Raw genomic sequence first — 21,222 nt, 5'->3', positions numbered from 1 at the left:
TTGTGACTGCCGTCGAGATTGGTACGGATCATACGAATCTTGTCCGGTGCATCACCTGTGCGGGAGAGTTCCTCGCGCAGGGACAACCACATATCCTTGAGGGGCAGCCCGGCTGGGCAAACCTCTTCACAGTCTCCGCAAAGAGAACAGCGAAAAACGGAAAGGCCGTATTCCTTAAGAATCTGCGGCGTGGCCAGGGGTTCCCGGCCCAGCACTTCGTTAAGCGCCTTCCATAAGAAATTGCGGTCCCGCAACAGCCTTTTCAGATTGTGCATGCGCACCTGGGCCGAGAGGTCCGCATCACCCGAAGCCGCCACGGCCGGGCACACGGTGAGGCACTGGCCGCACTCGGTGCAGGCGTCCAGAGCCATACGCTGCCTGATGCTGAATGCTGACTGGCGCATGATTTAGTCCTTCTTGAATTTCTTGATATCCTCCAGCAGCCAGGCCTCAATAACGTCCTTGCCGCCGTGGATGAGGGTGTTGATCTGGCTCATGTCAACAGGCTTGATCTTGTACATCCAGCCCTTGCCATAGCAGTCGCTGTTTATGAGGGAAGGATTGGCTTCCAGCTCCTCGTTAACAGCGCTTATTTCGCCGTCAGCCGGGCTGTAGACTGTGCCCAGCCACTTGCCGGATTCCACCTTGGCAAATTTTTTACCCGCTGTGACGGCCTTGCCCACAAAGGGCAGCTGCACAAACACGATCTGTCCGGCCAGTTTTTCAGCAAAGTCGTCCATGCCTATAACAAGTTCGTCGCCATCGACGCGAGTCCAGAAGTGGTATTGGTCGTAGTACAGTTCATCGGGCATATTGTAGCCGGCAATTTCCATAACAGTCTCCTTATGTGGTTCCGCGATCTGGCAATTTCACTTTGAAATTGCCAAGGCGTTTGACAGGTACATTCTCAAAATTAATCTACCCTAGTGACGGCCCCGCAGGGTCTGGACAAGCAGAAAAACGGGGGTGGTCACAATGTGCCGCAACTGGCTGAAAGGCATGTAGGCCACAGTGCCCGCGGTAACGACGGCGTGCGCGTACCAGCCCCATCCGTAGATGCGGGCCAGTTCGGCAGGAGTCATAAGGGCAAACAGACTGGCTAGCCCGTGGCCAGCGAATGCCCACTGGCTGCCATCGGGCATGCCAGTAAGAGCTATGCGCATGCCTTCCAGCACAAACCCGGTAACGGTGATAGCCAGCAGCAACCACAAAGCGGGCCAGTCGTGCCGCGGGGCATTGGCTGCCGCTTGCTTTTCCTTTTTCCAGAACAGAGCGGCCCAGATGAGACCCGCCAGCAAAGCCAGACCGCTGACGTCATAAATGAAGGCTGTGGGAGCCCAATCCTTGGCAAGCATGAGCCAGGGCCATTCCATACCAGCAGCTTGATGCGAACCGAGCAGAGCCAGCATTCCCCAGGTAAAGCGTATGAGGAAGGGGAAGAAAATCAGGGCATGAATGCACCAGCGCGTACGCGATTCACGGTACAGACGGCGTTGCAGCAGCACGTCAAACAGCAACGCCAGCCAGCGGTTTTCACCGCCGCCGTGGTGTTCCGGGACGGGGCACCCGTGCGTCTGACCTGTGCCGTCGGCAGTGCTTTGCGCATCAGACCCCGAAGTGAGACTTCCCTTGCCCAGATTGGTGGTAGAGAACCAGAACAGAACCAGCGCCACAAAACCCAGAATGAAAATACTGAGTCCTATACGGCTGGGCGTGTCCTGCACGGTGAAGGTTCCTGCGTGGCAGCCCATACACAGCACGCCTTTGGCAGGCAATACGGCATCCGCCGCACCTACGGTTCCCACCCCTGCCGGGCTGGCAGCCGAAATCGCCGCCGAATGACAACGCACGCAGGAGGCCGCGCCCGAAGGCAAACGCATGTCGTGTACCTTGAGGGCACCGCTGTCTACGTTTACACCCACCATGCCGTTCTTGAGCACAGGGGTTACGCCTTGCAGATGGCAGCTTTCGCAACTTACACGGCTGTGCGCGTCGTGAATGACTGATTCCGTATGTCGCGTGTGGCAGGTCAGGCAAGGCACACGCTCTTGCTTGTTGTGCGGATAACGGGCCGCATCTTTGTGGCAGGTCAGGCAGTCCATATTCTTATGGGTCATAACTGACAGAGCCAGCGCGTCCATACGGACGGCTCCAGGCACATTCTTGCCATCGGGGCCGTGGCAACTCATACAGAGCACACGGGCTTGAGGAACCGCAGCGGATGCGGCAGCCCCGTTACCGCCAGAGTTTGAAACAGCCCCCACCACACCCGTTGCGGTTTGTGCCACCCCGGTCTGTGCGCCGTGGCAGGTCAGGCAGGCGGCCACATCATCGCCGGGAACAGGCAATATCTTTTTCATGTCATGACATACATTGCAGGACTGCGTGATATCGCCGCCTTTTCTCAATCCTTTGGCGCGGGCTTCGGCCCCCAAAACATAGTGCGGATTATGGCAGGTAACGCACTGATTATAATTCTGCCCCTTCACAAGGGCTTTGCCTGCGTGTTTGCTTTGGGCAAGCTCGCTCTCCACTTCGCTGTGGCATTTGAAGCAGCCTTCAGCGGTGAAGGCCGTGCTGCCTGGCTGATTAAGCCCCTTGAGCGTGGGGTGTTCGGAGGCCTCGGCAATGTCGGTGTGGCAGTCGGTACAGGACAAAATGCTGTGGGCCGAGGCGTGAAAGCGCATCTCGTCAATGAGCCATGAGCCACTGGCATGCGCGGCAGATGGACGAAGCCAGCAGATTCCCAGCACCAATAGAAAGGCCAGCAGAAGAATCGGCAGAGGGGCGGCATGGCGCGAGTTAAACCACAACTTCATGATCTTCTCCTAGGGATGATAACAGCATCACTAGTAAAATATTTTGCAAATACAGCATGTTAATTACTCGCAGCGGCATATCTGGAAACCACAGGGGCATTGAACTGATGGTTCTCCGGCATTCCAGCCTGCTCTTCCAGCATGGCTTCTGCCCTGTAGGAACTGCGCACCAGAGGCGCTGACGCCACTCCCGTAAAACCGATGGACAAAGCCACGCGCTTCCAGTGATCAAATTCGTCCGGGGCCAGATAGCGCGCTACGGGCACATGTGCCGTGGAAGGCGCGAGGTATTGCCCCAAAGTCAAAAATCGGCAGCCGTGAGCATGCAGATCCTCAAGCGCCTGGCGAATTTCATCCCACGTTTCGCCAAGGCCCAGCATAATACCGGACTTCACGCGCAGCCCCTTGGCTGCGGCATGGTCCAGCACCTTCAGCGAAAGGTCGTAACTGGCGCGGGGCCGCACCTGGGCAAAAATACGCCGCACTGCCTCAAGGTTATGGTTGAAAACGTCGGGCCGCACAGCACAAACAGCATCTAGAGCAGCGGCATCGCCCTGAAAATCTGGCACCAGCACTTCAACGCTGGTGTGCGGGCTGGCAGCCCGAACAGCATTCATTACGGCTACAAAGTGCCCTGCCCCGCCGTCTGGCAGGTCATCGCGAGTGACAGAAGTGATGACCGCGTGCCGCAAGTTCATGCGTTGCACGGCATGCGCTACATTGTCCGGCTCCGCCGCGTCCGGAGGCTCAGGGCTGCCCTTGCTCACCGCGCAGTAGCGGCAACCTCTGGTACAGACGTCGCCCAAAATGATGAATGTGGATGTGCCGCGTGAAAAACATTCGCCCTTGTTGGGGCACATAGCCTCCTGGCAGACGGTGTGCAGACGCAGGCCGGAAAGCATATCTTCAACAGAACTGACGCTTTTTTCGGGGTGCAATCGTACCGTAAGCCAGTCAGGGCGCCGCTCTGGTGGTTCATGCCGTGGCATAAAACCGAACTCATCAGCGAAAGCACAGACAAAACGCTGCGAAACTTCGGCAAAGTCCACCTCGTGCCCCAATTCTTGCCGCATAGAGGTTATGCGCTCCGTGGGGTTGCCGCAGGGAGTAATGAGTCCAAATCCGTTGAGATCGGTATTGACGTTGAGAGCCACGCCGTGAAAGGTCACCCATTTGCGCACGGCCATGCCCACACTGGCTATTTTGCCGCCATTTACCCACACTCCGGGGCCGTGAACTCCCAGTTGCGGCTCAAGCCCATAACCGCGCAGTACGGTGGCTACAGCTGCCAGCAATTTTTCCATATACAAATGCAGATCTTTTTCACGCAAAAGAATAATGGGATAGGCCACCAGCTGCCCTGGCCCGTGAAAAGTGGCCATGCCGCCGCGCTCCACCCAAAAAAGCCCCACGCCCTGCTGCCTGAGGCATTCCTCGCTGGCATGCAGATGCTCGGTCAGACCGCCACGGCCCATCGTGATGACAGGTTCGTGCTCCAGCAACAGCAGGCTGTCACCAGTAACGCCGTTGATGCGGGAATCCACACGGCTTTTCTGAAAATCCAATGCCTCGCCGTATTCGATGCGGCCAAGATTGAGAATTTCCAGAGACAGTGCGCACTCGGACTGAAACGGATCATCGTGTGGCAAGGTTTGAGCAAGAGACATAGCGCTTCTTCCTTGAAAATTGGTTGCTCCGGCCGCCTGGCGGCTTTACCGCCACAAGGGTGTGGAGGGGCAGCCGGAGCTGGGGTTACGCTGTGCTATCCTCTTTTGGGCAGGTACAGAGCCCAACCCGCAGCGTCCCGCGCCGCGTCAACTACGGTTTCGCAGAAGGCCGGGTGTACGCGGAAGCCCTTGGCAAATTCACGCACCGTGCATTCGAGCTGCATGGCCAGCACCGCTTCGCCAATAAGCTCTGACGCGTTGCTGCCCACAATATGCACGCCCAGAATTTCTCCGGTTTCAGCATCGGAAACCATCTTCACAGCACCGTCCACCTCACCGCGCAGCATCGCATAGCCGTTGATGGAATAAGGAAATCCGCCCACCTCAACTTCGTAGCCCTTGCGTTCGGCCTGTTCTTCAGAAAGTCCCACCGAACCCATTTCCGGGCTGCCCCAGATGGCACGGGAAACTAGGTGTGCCGGGTATTTTGAAGGCGTTCCCATGCAATTTTCCGCCGCGCAAATGGCCATAGCCGATGCCACATGGCTCAGCATCCAGCCACCCGTGCAGTCGCCTATGGCAAAAATAGAGGGGCAGGCGGTGCGGCATTGACCGTCAACCACTACGCCGCCGTCTTCGCCAAACCTGACGCCCAAAGCTGCAAGGCCAAGACCCTTGCTAAAGGGTTTGCGGCCGGAAACCAGCACCTTGTCTACTTCAACGGTCTGTTCCTTGTCGCCGCTCTTGAGGGTGCAGGTCTTGCCCGCCACCTTGACCAGAGTATGGCGCGGCAAGATCTGCACGCCGCGTTCACGCAGGGATTGGGCCAGACGCTGGCTGGAATCCTGATCTTCATCGGGCAAGATACGGGGACCGGGCACGGCATAAACAACCTTGCTGCCCAAAATGCTCAGAAGCACGGCCATTTCAACGCCGATATAGGTGGGGTCAGTGATAAGAACCGAAGCCGGAACCGCCTTCATATCCAGCAGATCGTCCGTGGTGAAGGCCGCGCCTGAAAGGCCGGGAATATCAGGCATATCAAGAACGCTGCCAGTGGCCACAATGATATTTTTGGCCTCGATTTTCTTGCCGTCCACTTCAACAGTATTGGGCCCGGTTATCTTGGCCGTTCCCAGGATGACTTCCGCGCCATTATTGGTCAGCAGGGCTTCCATGCCCATGCGGATATCGTTGGACACACCCAGCTTGCGGGCTAACACGGCGCCGAAATCCAGTTTACCTACTGTCAGTTCCAGACCGAATTCCCCTGCCTTGCGGGACTGTTCAAGCAGAGTGGCGGCACGCAGCCATATCTTGCTGGGAATGCAGCCGCGCATGACGCAGGTGCCGCCCATGTTGCCGCCTTCTACCAGAGCCACTTTGCCCTTGAGCTGCGAAGCGCGAATGGCAGCGGCATATCCGCCGGGGCCACCACCGATAACAAGCACGTCGTACATTTTGTTCTCCTGAACGCTGTTTGTATTTATTCAGTGCGGGATATGCCCGCAGCCGGAATAATTGCCCGGACGCCCCGGTACCTGATAAATTTCTGCCTTCCGGCCACAAATGCCCATACAATCCTGATGCTGCTTACCTTTTAAACTGTGTACAATTTCAGGATATTATTAAGCTGAATTGCGCTTTTTGTTGCACCACGCCACGATCGGCCTGTCAGTTGTGTACGGCGTTAGAGCTTTCAAAATTAAAGAGCTCTAAAACAGCAGCAATGCCGGTTCCGCCAGAAACTCGGTAAGCGTCTTCAAAAATTCCGCTGCCGGAGCGCCGTCTTCAACCCTGTGGTCAAAGGTGAGGCTCAGCCCCATCATGGAACGTGCTACAATGGCCCCGTTGCGCACCACGGCTTTTTCCGTCACGCGCCCCACGCCCAGAATGCCCGTTTCGCCGGGCTTCAGAATGGGCGTAAAAAAGTCCACCACGGAATGCGCCATGTTGGTAATGGTAAACGTGCCACCACACATATCGTCTGGCGTGAGTTCGCCCTTGCGGGCTCGCGCCGCCAGCAAACGGGCTTCGCTGGCGATGCGAAGCAGACCCATCTGATCCGCATGATGCAGCACAGGCACTACAAGCCCTTCGGGCAGGGCCACGGCCACACCCATATGCACTTCTGCATGGCGGGTGATGCTGTCGCCATCAAGGGTGGAGTTCATGCGCGGATGCTTCTTAAGCGCGCGTGACACGGCCAGAATGAGCACATCGTTCATAGACAGGCGAAAATCTTTGTCCTTTTTATGCATAGCTCTGAGATCAGCGATGATGTCCACGCAGGCTGTCACGTCGGCTTCGCTGACCAGGGTAAGCTGCGCAGAATTCTGCAGGCTGGCGTGCATGTTGTCGGCAATGATTTTGCGCATGCCGTCCATTGGTACGACACCCGCGCCGTCTGCGCAGGCAACTGCCCCAGCCGGGGCCGAAGATTCCTGTGTGGCGAATTTTTCGGGATGCAGCGCACGCTCCACATCTTCGCGCACAATCTTGCCGCCCTCGCCCGTACCAGTAAGCGTGGCGATGTTCAGTCCGGCTTTGGCGGCCACGGCTACGGCCAGAGGTGTAATTTTTATTTTGCCCACGGCTTCGAAGCGGGCTTGCACATCACGTTCGATAATGCGCCCGCCGGGGCCGCTTCCGGCCACACAGGCAATGTCCACATCAAGTTCACGCGCCAGCCGCCGGGCGGCAGGAGAAGAGAAGGCTCCCCCGCCGGAGCTTGGGGTCTGCGCGGCGGCTGGCGTGCTTTTTTTGGCAGCTGCGGGTGCTGCGGCATCTGCTTCGCCCGCAGAGGAAGCGGCACCGCCCTCAACACGGGCAAGGCTTTCCCCGGCTTCGGCAATAATGCCAAGCACTGCCCCTACGGCCACTTCCTGCTTGGGTTGCACAATGATCTGAAAAAGCACGCCGTCGGCAGGACTTTCAACCTTGTTGGTGATTTTGTCCGTTTCCACCTCAAAAAGGTCGTCCCCCTGTTTGACTATGGCGCCTTCGGCCACGAACCATTTGGAAACCTTGCCGGTCTTCATAGTGAGACCCAGTTTCGGCATGGCAAGTTCAATACTCACTGCTATACTCCTGCTGATTTATAGATGTATTCTGGCAAAAGGCGGGCCCGGCGGCTTGTTTTTCAGCAACAGGGCTGCATCAACGGTAAACCATGCCGCCGTCTATAAGCACGGCCTGTCCGGTCATGTAGTCCGAATCCGGCCCAGCCAGATAGGATACGAGCGCGGCTACATCTTCAGGGGTTTCCGGCCTGCCCAACGCGATGCCATCACAGAATTTTTTGAAGGTTTCGCCTTTGGGCGCGCCTGTGATTTTGGAAAAGCCCTCGTCTATCTGCACCCACATGTCAGTTCCAACCACACCGGGGCAGTAAGCGTTGACGGTAATACCGTATGGAGCCAGTTCGCGTGCGGCGGCTTGAGTAAGCCCCCGCACGGCGAACTTTGTGGCGCAGTAAGCGCCAATGAGAGCAAAACCATCGTGCCCGGCAATTGACGAGGCGCTGATGATCTTGCCCTTCTGCTTGCGGGCCCTGAACTTGGCGGCTGCCGCCTGAATGCCCCAAATGGCGCTGTTTACGTTTACCTTGAAAATCTTTTCCACTTCTTCAGGCATTACGTCTTCCAGAGCCTTTACCTGGGCTATGCCAGCATTGTTGATCATGACGTCAAAACCGTTGAGCTCTTTTTCCGCATGGTCTACTGCAGCAAAAACCTGTGGCCTGTCGCTTACGTCAGCCACAAATATGCTTGCTTTACGGCCAAGTTCACGCACTTCCCCGGCCACTTCTTCCAATTTGTCCCTGTGCATGTCCACCAGGGCGATGTCCGCGCCGTCTCGTGCAAGGCGCAGCGCAATGCCCCTGCCGATGCCGCGTGCGGCCCCGGTAACCAGCACAACTTTGCCGTTGATAGCCATAGTGTTGTCCTCCTGTATGGTAGGGCATGGCCGGGAAGTTGCCGGACATGACGTGAAGGGCTGAACCGTAAGGCCACAATTTTTCAGGTTCAGGCAAAAATGCCGTCACCGCTCGCGTTGTCGAGGCCTGGGTGGATGTCAAAACGCACAACGCCCACAGGTACTTGCACCGCGCGAGACACCAGCGCCGTGCCCTGCACGCCGAACCCGCCGCACAATTCGATGCAGGAGCAATCTTCTTCACGAACAGCTCTTTGCGCCGCCGTTACCGCCTGCTCGTAAGAGGTCACTCCAATGGCCAGCAGATCCACAGCGGGGGTGCGCGTCCAGTTTTGGTATTCGGCAGGAGCGTCTGTTCCGGATTCCGCCTTGGTCAGAAAAATAAAGGCCGCCTTGAGCTTCATATGTTCCCCCTGCAGTTTTGCTGTTGATCTTTGCCGATTCCACCGCGACGGCTACCGAGAGTAACAAACCTGCGCCCCGCGCAGGAACAGGCCACGCTGGCGGGCATACTCAAGAGTGCGCGGCACATCCACCACACGCAGCCAGTCGTCGGACAACCGCACGCCAGCCTGTTGCCCCCGGCGCACCTCCACTTCGCGCTCGCCGTCCAGCGCAAGGGTACAGGGCGACAAATTGACGGGAACAACGTCGCCGGGCAGCATGCGGTGCATGCCCGACACACCCACATCGGCAAACAGACCGGGGCCGATTGCCGCACGCACGCGGCAGGCAAAATCCGGGTCGATATCCAGAGCCAGCCCGCGCGGTTCTTCGGGGCGGATCGTATCCAGCTGGCCGCCAATGGCGGAAAATCCTATACAGGCGGGGTTGCAGCGCGAAAAAAAGAGCTGGCTTACGCGGGTCATGTCCCACAATGCGCGGGACCCTATGAAAAGATTGTCCGACACGGCTACATCCACCAGCGCAATATCTGCCGTAAGGCCGTCTACCATAACTTCCAGAAGGCTTACCTCGGTACAGCCCTCGCCTACGGAAACGCCGCCGCAAGCCAATACTCCAGCGGCCAGGCCAGCCACTGTGGCCTCGGTCATGATGGGAAAGACATTGTTTGTGCCTGTTGAAAGAGGAAGCAGCGGAATTTTGCGCGCCCCCTTGCATGCGGCACGGCTTGTGCCATCGCCACCAAGCACAATGATGACAGCCACGCCCGCCTCTTGCATGAGGGCGGCGGCATTTACTGTGTCCTGCTGGGTGTTGTGCAGGTAAATATCCACCGGAGTCACGTTTACAGGCGTTTCAAGGGCTTCCAGATCACTGAGGGCGCGCGGCACGATGCCGTAGCCCTCGGGCATATAAAGAACATCCCGCACCCCGGCAGCGGCCAGACCAACCAGAATACGGCGCACCATGCGCACCTTTTCCTGATTATCAAAAACGCTGCCGTGCGCGACTATGCGGCGGATGTCCTTGCCTGAAGCAGGATTGGCGATGATGGCTGCTTTCACGTGAACTCCGGTGGAAATTAGGGCCGCAGGCCATACCTGCGGCCATACCAGCTAGAGCATTTTCAATGCCGATCTTCCCTAGCGCAGGGATTTAACCGCAGCCACAATCTGTTCCGCCGAGGGAATGTAGGCCGCTTCCAGGGGAGGGCTGAAGGGCACGGGGCAATACGGAGCGCCCACACGCACGATGGGGGCGTCCAGATAATCCAGGGCTTCCTCGGCAACCATAGCGGCTATTTCAGCACCCACCCCGGCGGTTTTTACTGCTTCCTGAGCCACTACCAGCGCATGCGTCTTCTTGACGGAATCAAGGATGATATCCTTATCCAGCGGCACCAGACAGCGAGGGTCCACCACTTCAACGCTGATGCCTTCTGCGGCCAGCTTTTCGGCGGCTTCCAATGCCTTGTGCACCATGAGCGAAGTCGCCACGACGGTTACGTCGCTGCCTTCACGCTTGATTTCGCCCTTGCCCAGAGGAATTTCATAAACGGCATCGTCCACTTCACCTTCAACGCCGTAGAGCAGCTTGTGCTCAAGGAAGACCACGGGGTTGTCATCACGAATGGCGCTGATGAGCATGCCCTTTGCGTCTGCCGGGGTGGAAGGAATACACACCTTGATGCCGGGCATATGCATGAACCAGGCTTCAAGGCACTGCGAATGCTGGGCCGCTGCGCTGACGCCCGCGCCCTGGGGCATGCGCAGCACCATAGGCACCTTGGCCTTGCCGCCGAACATGTAGTGCATTTTGGCGGCCTGGTTGAAAAGCTGGTCCATAGCTACGCCGATAAAGTCCACGAACATAAGCTCCGCGATAGGACGCAGCCCGGCTGCGGCTGCGCCTGCGGCTGCGCCCACAATGGCGCTTTCGGTAATGGGCGTGTCGCGGACGCGGCGCTCGCCGAAGGTGTCAAAAAGGCCCTGCGTCACGCCAAAGCAACCGCCGAACTTGCCCACATCTTCACCGATGATGAACACGTTTTCGTCCCGCTCCATCTCCTGGCGCATGGCATCGTTGATCGCCTGCAGATAGGTTTTGATGGCCATATCTTTCTCCATTATGAAAATATGAAGGTGGTTCCCTAAATTATTCCGCCGTCCCGAATGACCCTCTGAAAGATCAGGCGTACACGTCTTCCAGCAGATCGGCCTCAGTGGGGAAGGGACTTTCCTCGGCGAACTTCACGGCCTCTGCCACGTCGGCAGTTACCTTGGCGGTGATGGCGTCCAGTTCTGCCTGGGTTGCCATGCCCGCGTCGACGAGCTTGGCTGCAAAACGGGGAAGAGGATCTTTGGCCTTCCATTCTTCCAGTTCCTGCTCGGAGCGGTAGACGCAGGCGTCACCTTCAAAATGGCCGCGCCAGCGGTAGGTTTTGCATTCAACAAGCGACGGGCCATGCCCCTTGCGCGCACGTTCCACAGCCTCTGTCACGGCTTCATAGACAGCCAGAACGTCATTGCCGTCGACCACAACGCCGGGCATGTCATAGCCTGCCGCACGGTCGGCAATGTCGGTTATGGCCATAGCCCTGTGCTGGGCGCAGGAAATGCCGTATCCATTGTTTTCATTGATGAAGACAACGGGGAGCTTCCAGGCGCTGGCCATATTCAGAGCTTCCTGCGTGGTGCCCTGGTTGGACGCGCCGTCGCCGAAGAAGCAGGCGCACACACCCTTGTTGTCCTTGTACTGGCAGCTCAGGGCCGCGCCCACAGCCAGGGGGCCACCGCCGCCCACGATACCGTTGGCGCCAAGAATGCCTATGTTGAAGTCGGCAATATGCATTGAGCCGCCCTTGCCCTTGCAGTATCCCGTGGAGCGCCCGTAAATCTCTGCCATCATGAGCTTGAGGTCGCCGCCCTTGGCCAGACAGTGACCGTGGCCGCGGTGGGTACTGGTGATCATGTCGGTCTTTTTAAGAGCCGCGCAGGCTCCCGTGGCAACGGCTTCTTCACCGAGATACAGGTGAACGAAGCCGGGAATCTTGCCCGCTGCAAAGAACTTTTGCAGCTCGGTTTCAAAAAGGCGGATCTTGGTCATAGTGCTGAACATTTCCAGCAAGACCTTCTTGTCGGGATGTTTCATGATGCTCTCCTCCTTTGCTTGATCTGTGCCTGTTCAATCCACATAGACCGACACGGTAAGAGCCGCGCAGGCCATCACAATATCACTGCATCCCGGCCCGAAAATCGGTACTTCAAGACCGGGAACGCGCAACCCGCCGGAAACCAGGTTCACACTTTTTTCGCCTATGGGTATGGCCGCCTTCACAGCCTCCACATCCACGCCCGCAGGATCGGGCACGGCGATTTCAGCGTGCACGTGCACACCCTGAAAGGACGAACGGCCAAGTACTTCCACCAGACCGCAGAGGCATGAACGTGAAATAGCGTCCTTCACAGCGCGTCTTGCGGCCTTGGTCATGTCTGCACCGTGCAGATCCGCACCAGTGCCAAGTTCAACAATGTAGCGTTGGAGCATACTGTCCTCGCTTTATCCGGTACGATTCAGCCCAGCATGCGCACGGGTTTTTCCAGCATGTCCGCCAGGGTGCGCAAAAAGCTCATGGCCGGGCCGCCATCGGTGACCTTGTGGTTGAAAGTGAGCGAAAGCGTCATCATTTTGCGAACGCACACTTCGCCATCAAACACACCAGGCTTTTCCACCACGCGGCCAACACCAAGAATGCCTGTTTCCGGCGGATTCAGTATGGGCGTAAAACCGTCCACACCCAGCATGCTGACGTTGGAAATGGTAAAGGTGCCGCCGGATATTTCGTCCATTGAAAGCCCGCCCTTGCGGGCGCGTGATGCGGCATCGCGCACCTTTTCCTTGAGCTGTTCAAGGCTGAAGGTGTCGGCGTTTTTCACATTTGGTACGATGAGCCCCGTATCCAGAGATACGGCAATACCCAGATTGACATGCTTGTGCAGATGTATGCCGTCTTCCTGCAAGGAGCTGTTCATAACGGCGTGCTGCAACAGGGCGCGGCACACGGCAAAGGCAATGATGTCGTTGTAGGAAAGGCGGTAGTCGGGATTCTTTTTGTTGCGGGCCAGCATGCTCGCACGCAGGGCCACCATTTCAGTCACGTCAGCTTCCACAAAAACGGTAAGCTGTGCAGCTCCCTGAAGGCTGGCCATCATGTTGTCGGCTATGAGCTTGCGCAGACCGTCCATAGGCACAATTTCGTCTTCGCCGCAGGACGAAACTGCGGAGGAACAGGAACAAGGGGCTTCGGCTTTGCCAGACGCTGCGCCTGCGTTTTTTTGAGCGGATTCGTGGGCAGCGCGCACATCTTTTTCGGTCACGGCCCCGTCGCGCCCGGAACCATTCACCGCGGCAAGATCAACGCCCAGTTCAGCTGCCAGCTTGCGTGCGGCTGGCATGGCCCGCACGGAACCGCCAGATGCTTTGGCGGCGGATGCGGCGGCAGACGCTTTTTCCGGTTTGGCAGCGGCTGCTGTGGAGGAACTAACAGCGTCGGCTACAGAAGACTTTGCCGACACAGCTTCACCGGATGCGCCTATGACGCCTATTACCTGCATAACCGGCACCACTTCGCCCTGGGCGGAAACTATTTGCAAAAGTACGCCACTGGCCGGAGATTCCACCACATTGGTTATTTTGTCTGTCTCCACCTCCAGAAGAGGCTGCCCCGTTTCTACCGCGCTGCCCTCGGACACAAGCCAGCGCGCAATTTTACCGGTTTTCATTGTCAGGCCCCATTTGGGCATCTGCACTTCGTAGGCCATCCTCAAACCTCCTCTGTGGAGCGATTTTTTATGATAGACGGTACGCACGGATTCCGATGCGGCCTGCACCCGCCAGACAACATTCATCCCTGGCAGGACTGCCCGTCCCGATTCGTCCATTTGCTGATCTCTAATCAAGTTTGCAACTCTAGTGCCATTTTATAACACGCTAAAATAAAATATAATTTTATTTACATACATTAAATCACATCAAAAGTGTTCGAAAATGGAACATATTTACATGTCAGCATACCAAATACAGAACACTTAAATATAAAAACATGGCATCATTCCACTACTATAGTGGCAATTATCTTTCAAAGACCCACGAATACCCTATTCATTTTTTCAAAATACTAATGTATTACTTACACCAACTAGATTTATTCCAGCGTGCACAACCGTCACATCTGGTGGGCACATCCAACCTGAACTGTGGATGCGTGACGGACGTTCGGAATGACACACGCCACACCGCGGCCTTCAGGCAGATTGCGGCGTGCGAACGCGGCAGGAGGAGAAGGGTATGTACGTATTGCAGCGCAACGGTGATGTTTTTGAAATGCGTCAGGAGCCCAGAGAAACATCCAGATCTCCACGTCCCGGCCTTCTGCTTGGCGGCGGCTCGTCAAACGGTGCGCAACGCCGCGATGTATGGGAAACATTCATCAAAACCGGACATATCAAGGACCCCACCCTGCCCCGCCCCATCGCCGCTTCCTGGCTGCGCTGCCGTGACATGGGCGTAGACCCGCTTTTGCCTCGATGTTGCGAGTTCACGCCCATGACGCAGATTGAGCCCCTGGCCGACATTTATGCGGACCTGGCAGTGGACGTGGAACGGCAGGTATATGACCAGATACGGGGAAAGGGACTGCTTATTACAGTGGCCGATGCAGAAGGGCGCATACTGCGCACCTGTGGATGCAAGGCTGTACTGCAAGAGGCCGACCGCCTGCATTTCGGGCCAGGGGCCGTGTGGTCAGAACTGAGCGTCGGCACCAACGCCATCAGTCTGGCTCTTAATGACGGAACCCCGGCCCAGGTTATGGGAGAAGAGCACTTCTGCAACAGCCACCAGTCGTGGGGCTGTTCGGCGGCCCCCATATTCACGCCTTTTGGCGACCTGTGGGGATGTTTTGACATTTCAGGTCCAACCAGTGCTGACCACAGCCATGCCCTGTGGCTCGTCATGGGCGCGGCCCGCGAGATTGAGCGTCTGCTGCTCAATGCCTCGCTGGCCAATATGGAAAACAAGTCACGCAGTCTGCTCAACGCCCTGTTCAGTTCCATGCCCATAGGCATAGTTATGGTGGGTGACGAAGGCCGTATAACCTATGCCAACAGCCTTGCAGCCCGCCTGCTGCGCTATGGAGGAGACTTGCGGGACTGCCATGCCGATATGTTCTTTGACTATTCCGCCCATAACCGGGCGCAACGGCAGCAGTCCAATCCAGAAAGCATGCCCTTGCCCTGTACCGCGAACCCGGAACTCAACTCGCAAATAGTGCCATTCATGTTCAACAGCACAGAAAGCCGCCATTCCATAATCACTCTTCAGGCTGAAAGCCCCCGGCAACTGGCCGCGCCCGCTCGGCGGAACCGGCGTGAAGAGCCCCGGCCCTTCGGCGATATTTTGTACCGCAGCGAAAAGATGGCCAGTGTTGTGTCCAGAGCGCGGCATATGGCTCAAAGCCCCGCAGCCATATTACTGTATGGCGAAACCGGCACTGGCAAAGAGCTTTTTGCCAGGGCCATCCACCAAGTCAGCTCACAGGCTGACGGGCCGTTTGTGGCTGTTAACTGTGGGGCCCTGCCGCGCGAACTTATCCAGAGCGAACTTTTCGGATATGAAGGAGGCGCTTTCACTGGCGCGGCGGAAAAAGGCCGTGCCGGTAAATTTGAACTGGCTGAAAAGGGCACGCTTTTTCTTGATGAAATATCAGAAATGCCGCTGGAAATGCAGGTCAATCTGTTGCGGCCACTGGAAGAACACTGCGTTACCCGTGTGGGCGGCAAACAGAGCATCAAGGTGAATTTCAGACTGATCACGGCCACCAATCAAAACCTTGATCAGCTTATGGCTTCCGGGTGTTTTCGCCAGGATCTTTTCTACCGCATTCATGTGCTCGCCCTTGAAATTCCCCCGTTGCGCGAACGCAAGGACGACATCGGACTGGTAGCAGAACACCACTGCCGCCGACTGTGCCGTGACTACGGCCAGCCCTTTGGCGGCCTTTCAAATGAAGCCTTGAGCCTTATGGAAGATTACGACTGGCCAGGCAACGTGCGGCAGTTGGTGCACAGCATGGAGTTTGCCGTCAATATGGCGCAGGGGGGCTGTATCCTTCCCGAACACCTGCCCGCCTCACTGCACGGTCTGCATGGTCAGCATGAACCGATGGGCAATGCCGCAAACGGCACGGCTTTCGCCTTGCCCTGTGCAACGGATTTCAATCTGGGCACCCTTGAGGCCCATGCCATCAGGGCGGCGCTGGCGCACTACAAGGGCAACATGCTTCAGGCAGCCAAGGCCTTGGGCATAGGGCGCAACACTCTCTACGCCAAACTGCGTAAAATCACGCCCTGTAACTGATTCATGCCGCACGGCCGCACCGTCGAAAAAATCCCTCGGCGTATACTCCGCGCCCGGTATTTCGCAACCGAAATACCGGGCGCTTTGTCCGTATTCTGTTCCACAACGGAGCAGCTGGCTGCATAATGTGTTCAGGCATGGAACATAAAACACACACATGGTATGACAGTTAGCATGTGATTTTTTTCCTTATACAGCGAGGCTGCCGCTTGAGGGACCTATTACGAAAAATCCGCGCCAACAGCGGATGTTAAGGCACGCCATGTGCAGATAGAAGGGTATCGTACACCCTTTTACAAGAGAGGTAGTTATGGCGGAGACCATGCAAGCGGCGGTGTGGCACGGCAAAAAGGACGTTCGCGTGGAAGCGGTGCCTCTTCCTTCTCCCCCTCCACCAGGCTGGGTACAGGTGAAGGTTGACTGGTGCGGTATTTGCGGGTCCGATTTGCACGAATATCTGGCTGGCCCCATCTTCATTCCTGTAGACGCCCCCCACCCCCTCACGGGCAAACAGGGCAGCCTCATCCTGGGGCATGAATTCACTGGTAAGGTTGTGGCCGTGGGCCAGGGCGTAACCAGCATCAAGGTGGGCGATATGGTGGCCCCCGATGCCTGTCAGCACTGCGGGGAATGCCAACCCTGCCGCGAGGGGCGGTACAACGTATGCGAAAAACTGGCCTTTACGGGCCTGCATAATGACGGCGCGTTTGCTTCCTATGTGAATGTACCCGCCGAATTGTGCTACGTTTTGCCAGAAGGCGTCAGTGCCGAAGCCGGAGCCGTTATGGAGCCTTTGGCCACTGGGTTCAAGGCAGTGCGTATGGCAGGCAGTATACTTGGGCGTACTGTGGTTGTGCTCGGCGCAGGCACCATCGGCCTTGGCACCATTATGGCCGCCAAAGCTGCGGGCGCTGGCAAAATTATTGTGGTTGAAATGTCCAAGGCCCGCATTGAAAAAGCCAAGGAGTGCGGCGCTGACATCATAATCAATCCCAAGGAATGTGACCCCGTGGCCGCCATCAAGGAACTCACCGGAGGGTCTGGCGCGGACGTCTCTTTTGAATGCATCGGCAACAAGGCCACCGGGCCTTTGGCCGTCGACGTCATCCGCAACACAGGATTGGCCATTATCGTGGGTATTTTTGAAGAACCCAGCGCCTTCAACTTTTTTAGCCTCAGCGGCACGGACAAACGCGTCATGGGCACCCTGGCCTACACGCTGGACGACTTCAAGGGCTTGGCTGCCCTTATGGCCAAGGGCATCATCAGGGCAGAAAACCTTATTACCGGAAAAATTGAACTCAAAGATATTATTGAAGGCGGCTTTCTGGAGCTTATCAACAACAAAGACCAGCATATTAAAATATTGGTACGCCCCTGACCTTTTCACCGTTGAAAACTTCGGCCTCCTGAACGTGACAGCCAAGCCCCGGCGGCACCTCTAAGCAGGCATGCCGTCATAAATATGCGCCGGATATGTGCATATCCGGCGCAGAGAGCCTTGGTCTTAAACCATAATCAACATACTCATGCTGTTCTCTTGGAGGCACTCTCCTGAATTCTGGCAGCTATATGGCCTGAAGGGTTAATCCTGCGGTTAGCGGTGCCATGCTCCGGTTTCCTGTGGTTGCGTATACGCCTGCACAATATATTTCCAGGATGTAGTAGGACGCTACAAGCAATCACGCCTGAATCACAGCCCAAGAACATGCTGACAGAACAGAATGCAAAACAGCACTACTGAGCATCAGAGCAGTCTTAACCCCAAGCTGCTCTGGCGCAATTGCCTATTTCAGTAATGCTTTTGCTATGGCTTCACTTTTATCAAGATCATCTTTTTCCGGGTTCCATTGTGAACGTATACTTTCTTCAATAACCTGGAACCCCGCTTTGTTAAGTTCTTCGGCCAAAACTTTATTGCCCTCGCCGCTCCAGCCGTAACAACCAAACACAGCGGCTTTTTTATTTTTGAATTTCAAAGAACTCAAGAAATGCAGCCAGCCTGCCACGCTGGACAAGATGGTGCTGCTGACCGTTGGAGACCCCACAGCGATAGCCCGGGATTTAAATACTTCAGTCATGATTTCATTTTTGTCAGTTTTAGAAATATTGAAAACCTTGACCTCTGTATCGGGGCTGACCCTACCAGCCTGCTCTGCAATGGCGTGAGCGATTCTTGTCGTACCTTCCCACATGGTGTCATATACTATGGTAAGCTGATCTTCCTGATACTCCTGAGCCCATTGCGCGTATTTTTCAACAATCTGCAGCGGGTTGTCGCGCCATATGACACCGTGGCTGGGGGCAATCATGTCGATAGGAATGTTCAGCTCTACAATTTCTTCAATTTTTTTGCTCACAAAGGGAGAAAAAGGATTGAGAATATTTGCATAGTATTTCATTGCCTCTTTCTCAAGCAAACATTGATTGGCCTTGTCATTAAAAAGCCCTTCAACGGCGAAGTGCTGGCCAAAGGCGTCATTGGAAAAAAGAAGGTTATCACCAGTAAGGTAGGTAGCCATGCTGTCAGGCCAATGCAGCATCCGCATTTCGACAAATACAAGTTTTTTGCCATTGCCTATATCAAGCGTATCGCCAGTTTTTACCACGTTAAAATTCCAGCCGTGCTTCCCATACTGCCCCTCAAGGCTTTTAACTGCATTGGCGGTGCAGTAAATGGGCAAATCCGGGCGTTCTTTCATAAGTTCGGTCAGCGCGCCCGAATGGTCTATTTCACCGTGATTGGCCACCACGTAATCTAACTTTGCGAGATCAATTTCTGATTTGAGATTTTCAATAAACTCAAAGCGGTGTGGAGCCCACACCGTATCAATAAGCACATTTTTTTCTTCTTCAATCAGATAGGCATTCTGACTGGATCCATTGATGATAGAATATTCGTCACCGTGAAACTGCTGCAATTCCCAATCTATATAACCAACCCAGCTAACATTCGACTTTACATGCTTTTTCATGATAAAATCTCCCTTTGTGTTTTCTGGTTGCACACTGCTGCCAACGGCCATCCAGCAATTGAAAACTGTAAAATCCGCTTTATATGCAATTAAAGAGGTTAGATTTTTTAAATTAAAATGCTCCAGCGGTACGGGGTGCAGCATGCCTAACGCGGCGTAGATTCTGCCAAAGACGCACTTTTCGGCAAAACATAGCGCTAAAATGTGAAGTATTTCAAGGATAATGCGCTCTGATGGCTATCAAGGACTCAATTTCGCAGCACCGTGATTAAATAGGTTACAAAAGAACCATGCGGGGCAAAACAGGCCAAATAGATGCCAAACAACATGAAACAGCGAACAGTGTTGCGGATGAAATTCCGTTAATCAGTGCACCATCAAAACATGATCGCCTGCAATTTCATGAGTAAAATAGTGCGGTTGAGTCTTACAGACATATTGAAACAAACCCTGAGCATCTCCTGCACCAGGCTCTCCCTGTTTGTCACGCTTAAAATCTCGGGGCATTTAAAGCCCACCTGCTCTTCCCAGTTATTTTCAGTTTCACACTATTCTGGCAAGTGAGTAAAGCCCCAAAAGAAAACCCCGGCCTGGCAATGCCAGAACCGGGGAATATTTAATCAATCTGATAGGTCCGTGCAGGGCCGCTCAAAGAAGTGAGAAAAGACTATCCTAGAAAGTATATCCCACTGAGAACATGTAGATGTTGGCCTGCACATTTTCCGAATGCCCGCCCTTGATTCCAGCGGACTTGATGCCGGATGATTCAGTATTATCGTAGTCCACAGGGTTGATCCACAAGTGGGCATAAGCCAGATCAAGGGTCCAGTTTTCCCAGGCAAAACCAGTACCAAGGCTCATAACGGTGCGGCCATTGGTGGGCATCATGTAGTCACTGTAGCTTTCGTTAACCACAGGGGTTTCATAGGCGACGCCAGCACGCAGAGTCCACCAATCCAGAGGCTTGTATTCCACGCTGCCATTGAAGTTCCAGCCGTCACGCCATTCCTTGTTGTTCACCGAGGAATAGTCGTCGCCCATGTTGATATTCAGGGCGTTGTATGTGGACCAGCGGGTAAAGACCGTGCCAACTTCAAAGCTCAGATTGTCCAGAGGCTTATAGGCCAGGCCCCAGGCGATGGAGTCGGGAAGCTGCAAAGTAGTATTAGCGCTGCGGTCGCGGGCCTCTGGCAGGTTCCTTCCTTTGGCAATGAGGTTATTCACCTCTTGGCCGAAATCCACATCCCCATAAAGATTAAGCGTGACCTGACTTTTGTATGACAAGCCCATAGACCACTGGTCGTTAAAGCGCATATGCATGCCAAGGTGCGCACCCACGCCCCAGCCGTTGCCTTCCAGTTGCAGATCATTGTCAAAAGATTTTGGATAGGAAGCGGCCGTTACTGTGGGAACCTTGCTCCCCCTGTAAACATGGGCGTACATAGCTTCAACCCCAACTGACAGGGAAAGCGTATCATTGACCTTGTAGGCCAAGGTAGGAACAAAGGAAATGGTTTGCAGACCGATGTCATACATGTTGTATCGACCGGCCCACTTGCTGTCGAAAGAATTGCCCAAACCAAAACGGCTGAAGGAAGCAAAACCAAGCCATACTTTATCGTTCAGTTGATGGCTGACAAAACCATGCGGGGCCATCCACACATCGGGCTTGGTGGAAGTTATTTTTGATCCGCCCGCGCTCATATCGGCCACAATGGTACCCAGAGGCGCAATGAAGGCCAAACCGCCCATAACGTGGGTGCCAGGCACCTGAGTTATACCCGCCGCATTGTAGGCCAGGGTGGAAACATCGTCGGCACGCCCTATCATGCCGCCGGAAAGAGCCACACCACGGGCGCTCCATTCATTAAGAGCAAAGCCTTCGGCCCGGATAGTGGCCGAACAGCAGATAACCAGCGCCAGCGCCAGCCCCAACGCACGAAAAACCTTCATCCTTCCTCCCCATGCCACGGCCGCCATCACACGACCTGTCCTCAAAAG

The 21,222-nt window shown here is 55.6% G+C and carries 17 protein-coding genes; 2 read left to right on the top strand and 15 right to left on the bottom strand.

The annotated features are described in order from the left end of the window. The 13 genes from QM579_RS10435 to QM579_RS10375 all read right to left on the bottom strand — a co-directional run. Window positions 1-404 (bottom strand): 4Fe-4S dicluster domain-containing protein (locus tag QM579_RS10435; protein WP_414999093.1); only part of this gene is annotated, 404 nt, incomplete at its 3' end. A gap of 3 nt (window positions 405-407) precedes the next feature. After that, window positions 408-833: a glycine cleavage system protein H gene (locus QM579_RS10430; RefSeq protein ID WP_414999092.1), complete on the bottom strand. Its 426-nt coding sequence runs from the start codon at window positions 831-833 to the stop codon at window positions 408-410. Window positions 834-923: 90 nt separating this feature from the next. Next, window positions 924-2,819, bottom strand: coding sequence for a hypothetical protein (locus QM579_RS10425; protein WP_414999091.1), 1,896 nt, complete (start codon window positions 2,817-2,819; stop codon window positions 924-926). A 59-nt stretch (window positions 2,820-2,878) separates the two neighbouring features. Next, window positions 2,879-4,486: a lipoyl synthase gene (lipA, locus tag QM579_RS10420; RefSeq protein WP_414999090.1), complete on the bottom strand. Its 1,608-nt coding sequence runs from the start codon at window positions 4,484-4,486 to the stop codon at window positions 2,879-2,881. A 95-nt stretch (window positions 4,487-4,581) separates the two neighbouring features. Then, window positions 4,582-5,946: a dihydrolipoyl dehydrogenase family protein gene (locus QM579_RS10415; RefSeq protein WP_414999089.1), complete on the bottom strand. Its 1,365-nt coding sequence runs from the start codon at window positions 5,944-5,946 to the stop codon at window positions 4,582-4,584. A gap of 255 nt (window positions 5,947-6,201) precedes the next feature. After that, window positions 6,202-7,566 carry a 2-oxo acid dehydrogenase subunit E2 gene (locus QM579_RS10410; protein WP_414999088.1) on the bottom strand — a complete coding sequence of 455 codons (1,365 nt, stop codon included), beginning with the start codon at window positions 7,564-7,566 and terminating at the stop codon, window positions 6,202-6,204. 79 nt (window positions 7,567-7,645) lie between these two features. Further along, window positions 7,646-8,425: an acetoin reductase gene (locus tag QM579_RS10405; RefSeq protein WP_414999087.1), complete on the bottom strand. Its 780-nt coding sequence runs from the start codon at window positions 8,423-8,425 to the stop codon at window positions 7,646-7,648. Window positions 8,426-8,514: 89 nt separating this feature from the next. Next, window positions 8,515-8,829, bottom strand: coding sequence for a DUF6506 family protein (locus tag QM579_RS10400; protein WP_414999086.1), 315 nt, complete (start codon window positions 8,827-8,829; stop codon window positions 8,515-8,517). 51 nt (window positions 8,830-8,880) lie between these two features. After that, a complete protein-coding gene (locus QM579_RS10395) occupies window positions 8,881-9,894 on the bottom strand; it encodes an ATP-NAD kinase family protein (RefSeq protein ID WP_414999085.1) in 1,014 nt (337 codons plus the stop codon). A gap of 78 nt (window positions 9,895-9,972) precedes the next feature. Further along, complete coding sequence (locus QM579_RS10390) at window positions 9,973-10,944, bottom strand: alpha-ketoacid dehydrogenase subunit beta (RefSeq protein ID WP_414999084.1); 972 nt, start codon at window positions 10,942-10,944, stop codon at window positions 9,973-9,975. A gap of 73 nt (window positions 10,945-11,017) precedes the next feature. Continuing rightward, window positions 11,018-11,980: a thiamine pyrophosphate-dependent dehydrogenase E1 component subunit alpha gene (locus tag QM579_RS10385; protein ID WP_414999083.1), complete on the bottom strand. Its 963-nt coding sequence runs from the start codon at window positions 11,978-11,980 to the stop codon at window positions 11,018-11,020. 33 nt (window positions 11,981-12,013) lie between these two features. Beyond that, on the bottom strand, window positions 12,014-12,376 hold the full coding sequence (locus QM579_RS10380; protein WP_414999082.1) for a Lin0512 family protein: 363 nt from the start codon (window positions 12,374-12,376) through the stop codon (window positions 12,014-12,016). Between the two features lie 26 nt (window positions 12,377-12,402). Continuing rightward, window positions 12,403-13,650: a dihydrolipoamide acetyltransferase family protein gene (locus tag QM579_RS10375; protein ID WP_414999081.1), complete on the bottom strand. Its 1,248-nt coding sequence runs from the start codon at window positions 13,648-13,650 to the stop codon at window positions 12,403-12,405. A 526-nt stretch (window positions 13,651-14,176) separates the two neighbouring features. Between QM579_RS10375 and QM579_RS10370 the strand changes: the two genes are divergently transcribed. Together QM579_RS10370 and QM579_RS10365 are read left to right on the top strand one after the other, a co-directional pair. Beyond that, the gene (locus tag QM579_RS10370; protein ID WP_414999080.1) at window positions 14,177-16,246 is read left to right on the top strand and encodes a sigma-54-dependent Fis family transcriptional regulator; all 2,070 of its coding nucleotides are present in this window, start codon (window positions 14,177-14,179) and stop codon (window positions 16,244-16,246) included. 310 nt (window positions 16,247-16,556) lie between these two features. Further along, window positions 16,557-17,627: a 2,3-butanediol dehydrogenase gene (locus tag QM579_RS10365; RefSeq protein ID WP_414999079.1), complete on the top strand. Its 1,071-nt coding sequence runs from the start codon at window positions 16,557-16,559 to the stop codon at window positions 17,625-17,627. A 406-nt stretch (window positions 17,628-18,033) separates the two neighbouring features. Here QM579_RS10365 and QM579_RS10360 read toward each other — a convergent pair whose 3' ends face one another. Next, a complete protein-coding gene (locus QM579_RS10360) occupies window positions 18,034-19,365 on the bottom strand; it encodes an MBL fold metallo-hydrolase (RefSeq protein ID WP_414999078.1) in 1,332 nt (443 codons plus the stop codon). Between the two features lie 528 nt (window positions 19,366-19,893). Next, window positions 19,894-21,174: an OmpP1/FadL family transporter gene (locus tag QM579_RS10355; RefSeq protein ID WP_414999077.1), complete on the bottom strand. Its 1,281-nt coding sequence runs from the start codon at window positions 21,172-21,174 to the stop codon at window positions 19,894-19,896. Between the last annotated feature and the right edge of the window lie 48 nt (window positions 21,175-21,222).

This window comes from Desulfovibrio sp. (genome assembly GCF_047607245.1).
Taxonomy (GTDB): Bacteria; Desulfobacterota; Desulfovibrionia; order Desulfovibrionales; family Desulfovibrionaceae; genus Desulfovibrio.
The sequence above is the reverse complement of the archived record's forward strand: the minus strand, read 5'-3'. Positions and strand labels throughout refer to the sequence as shown.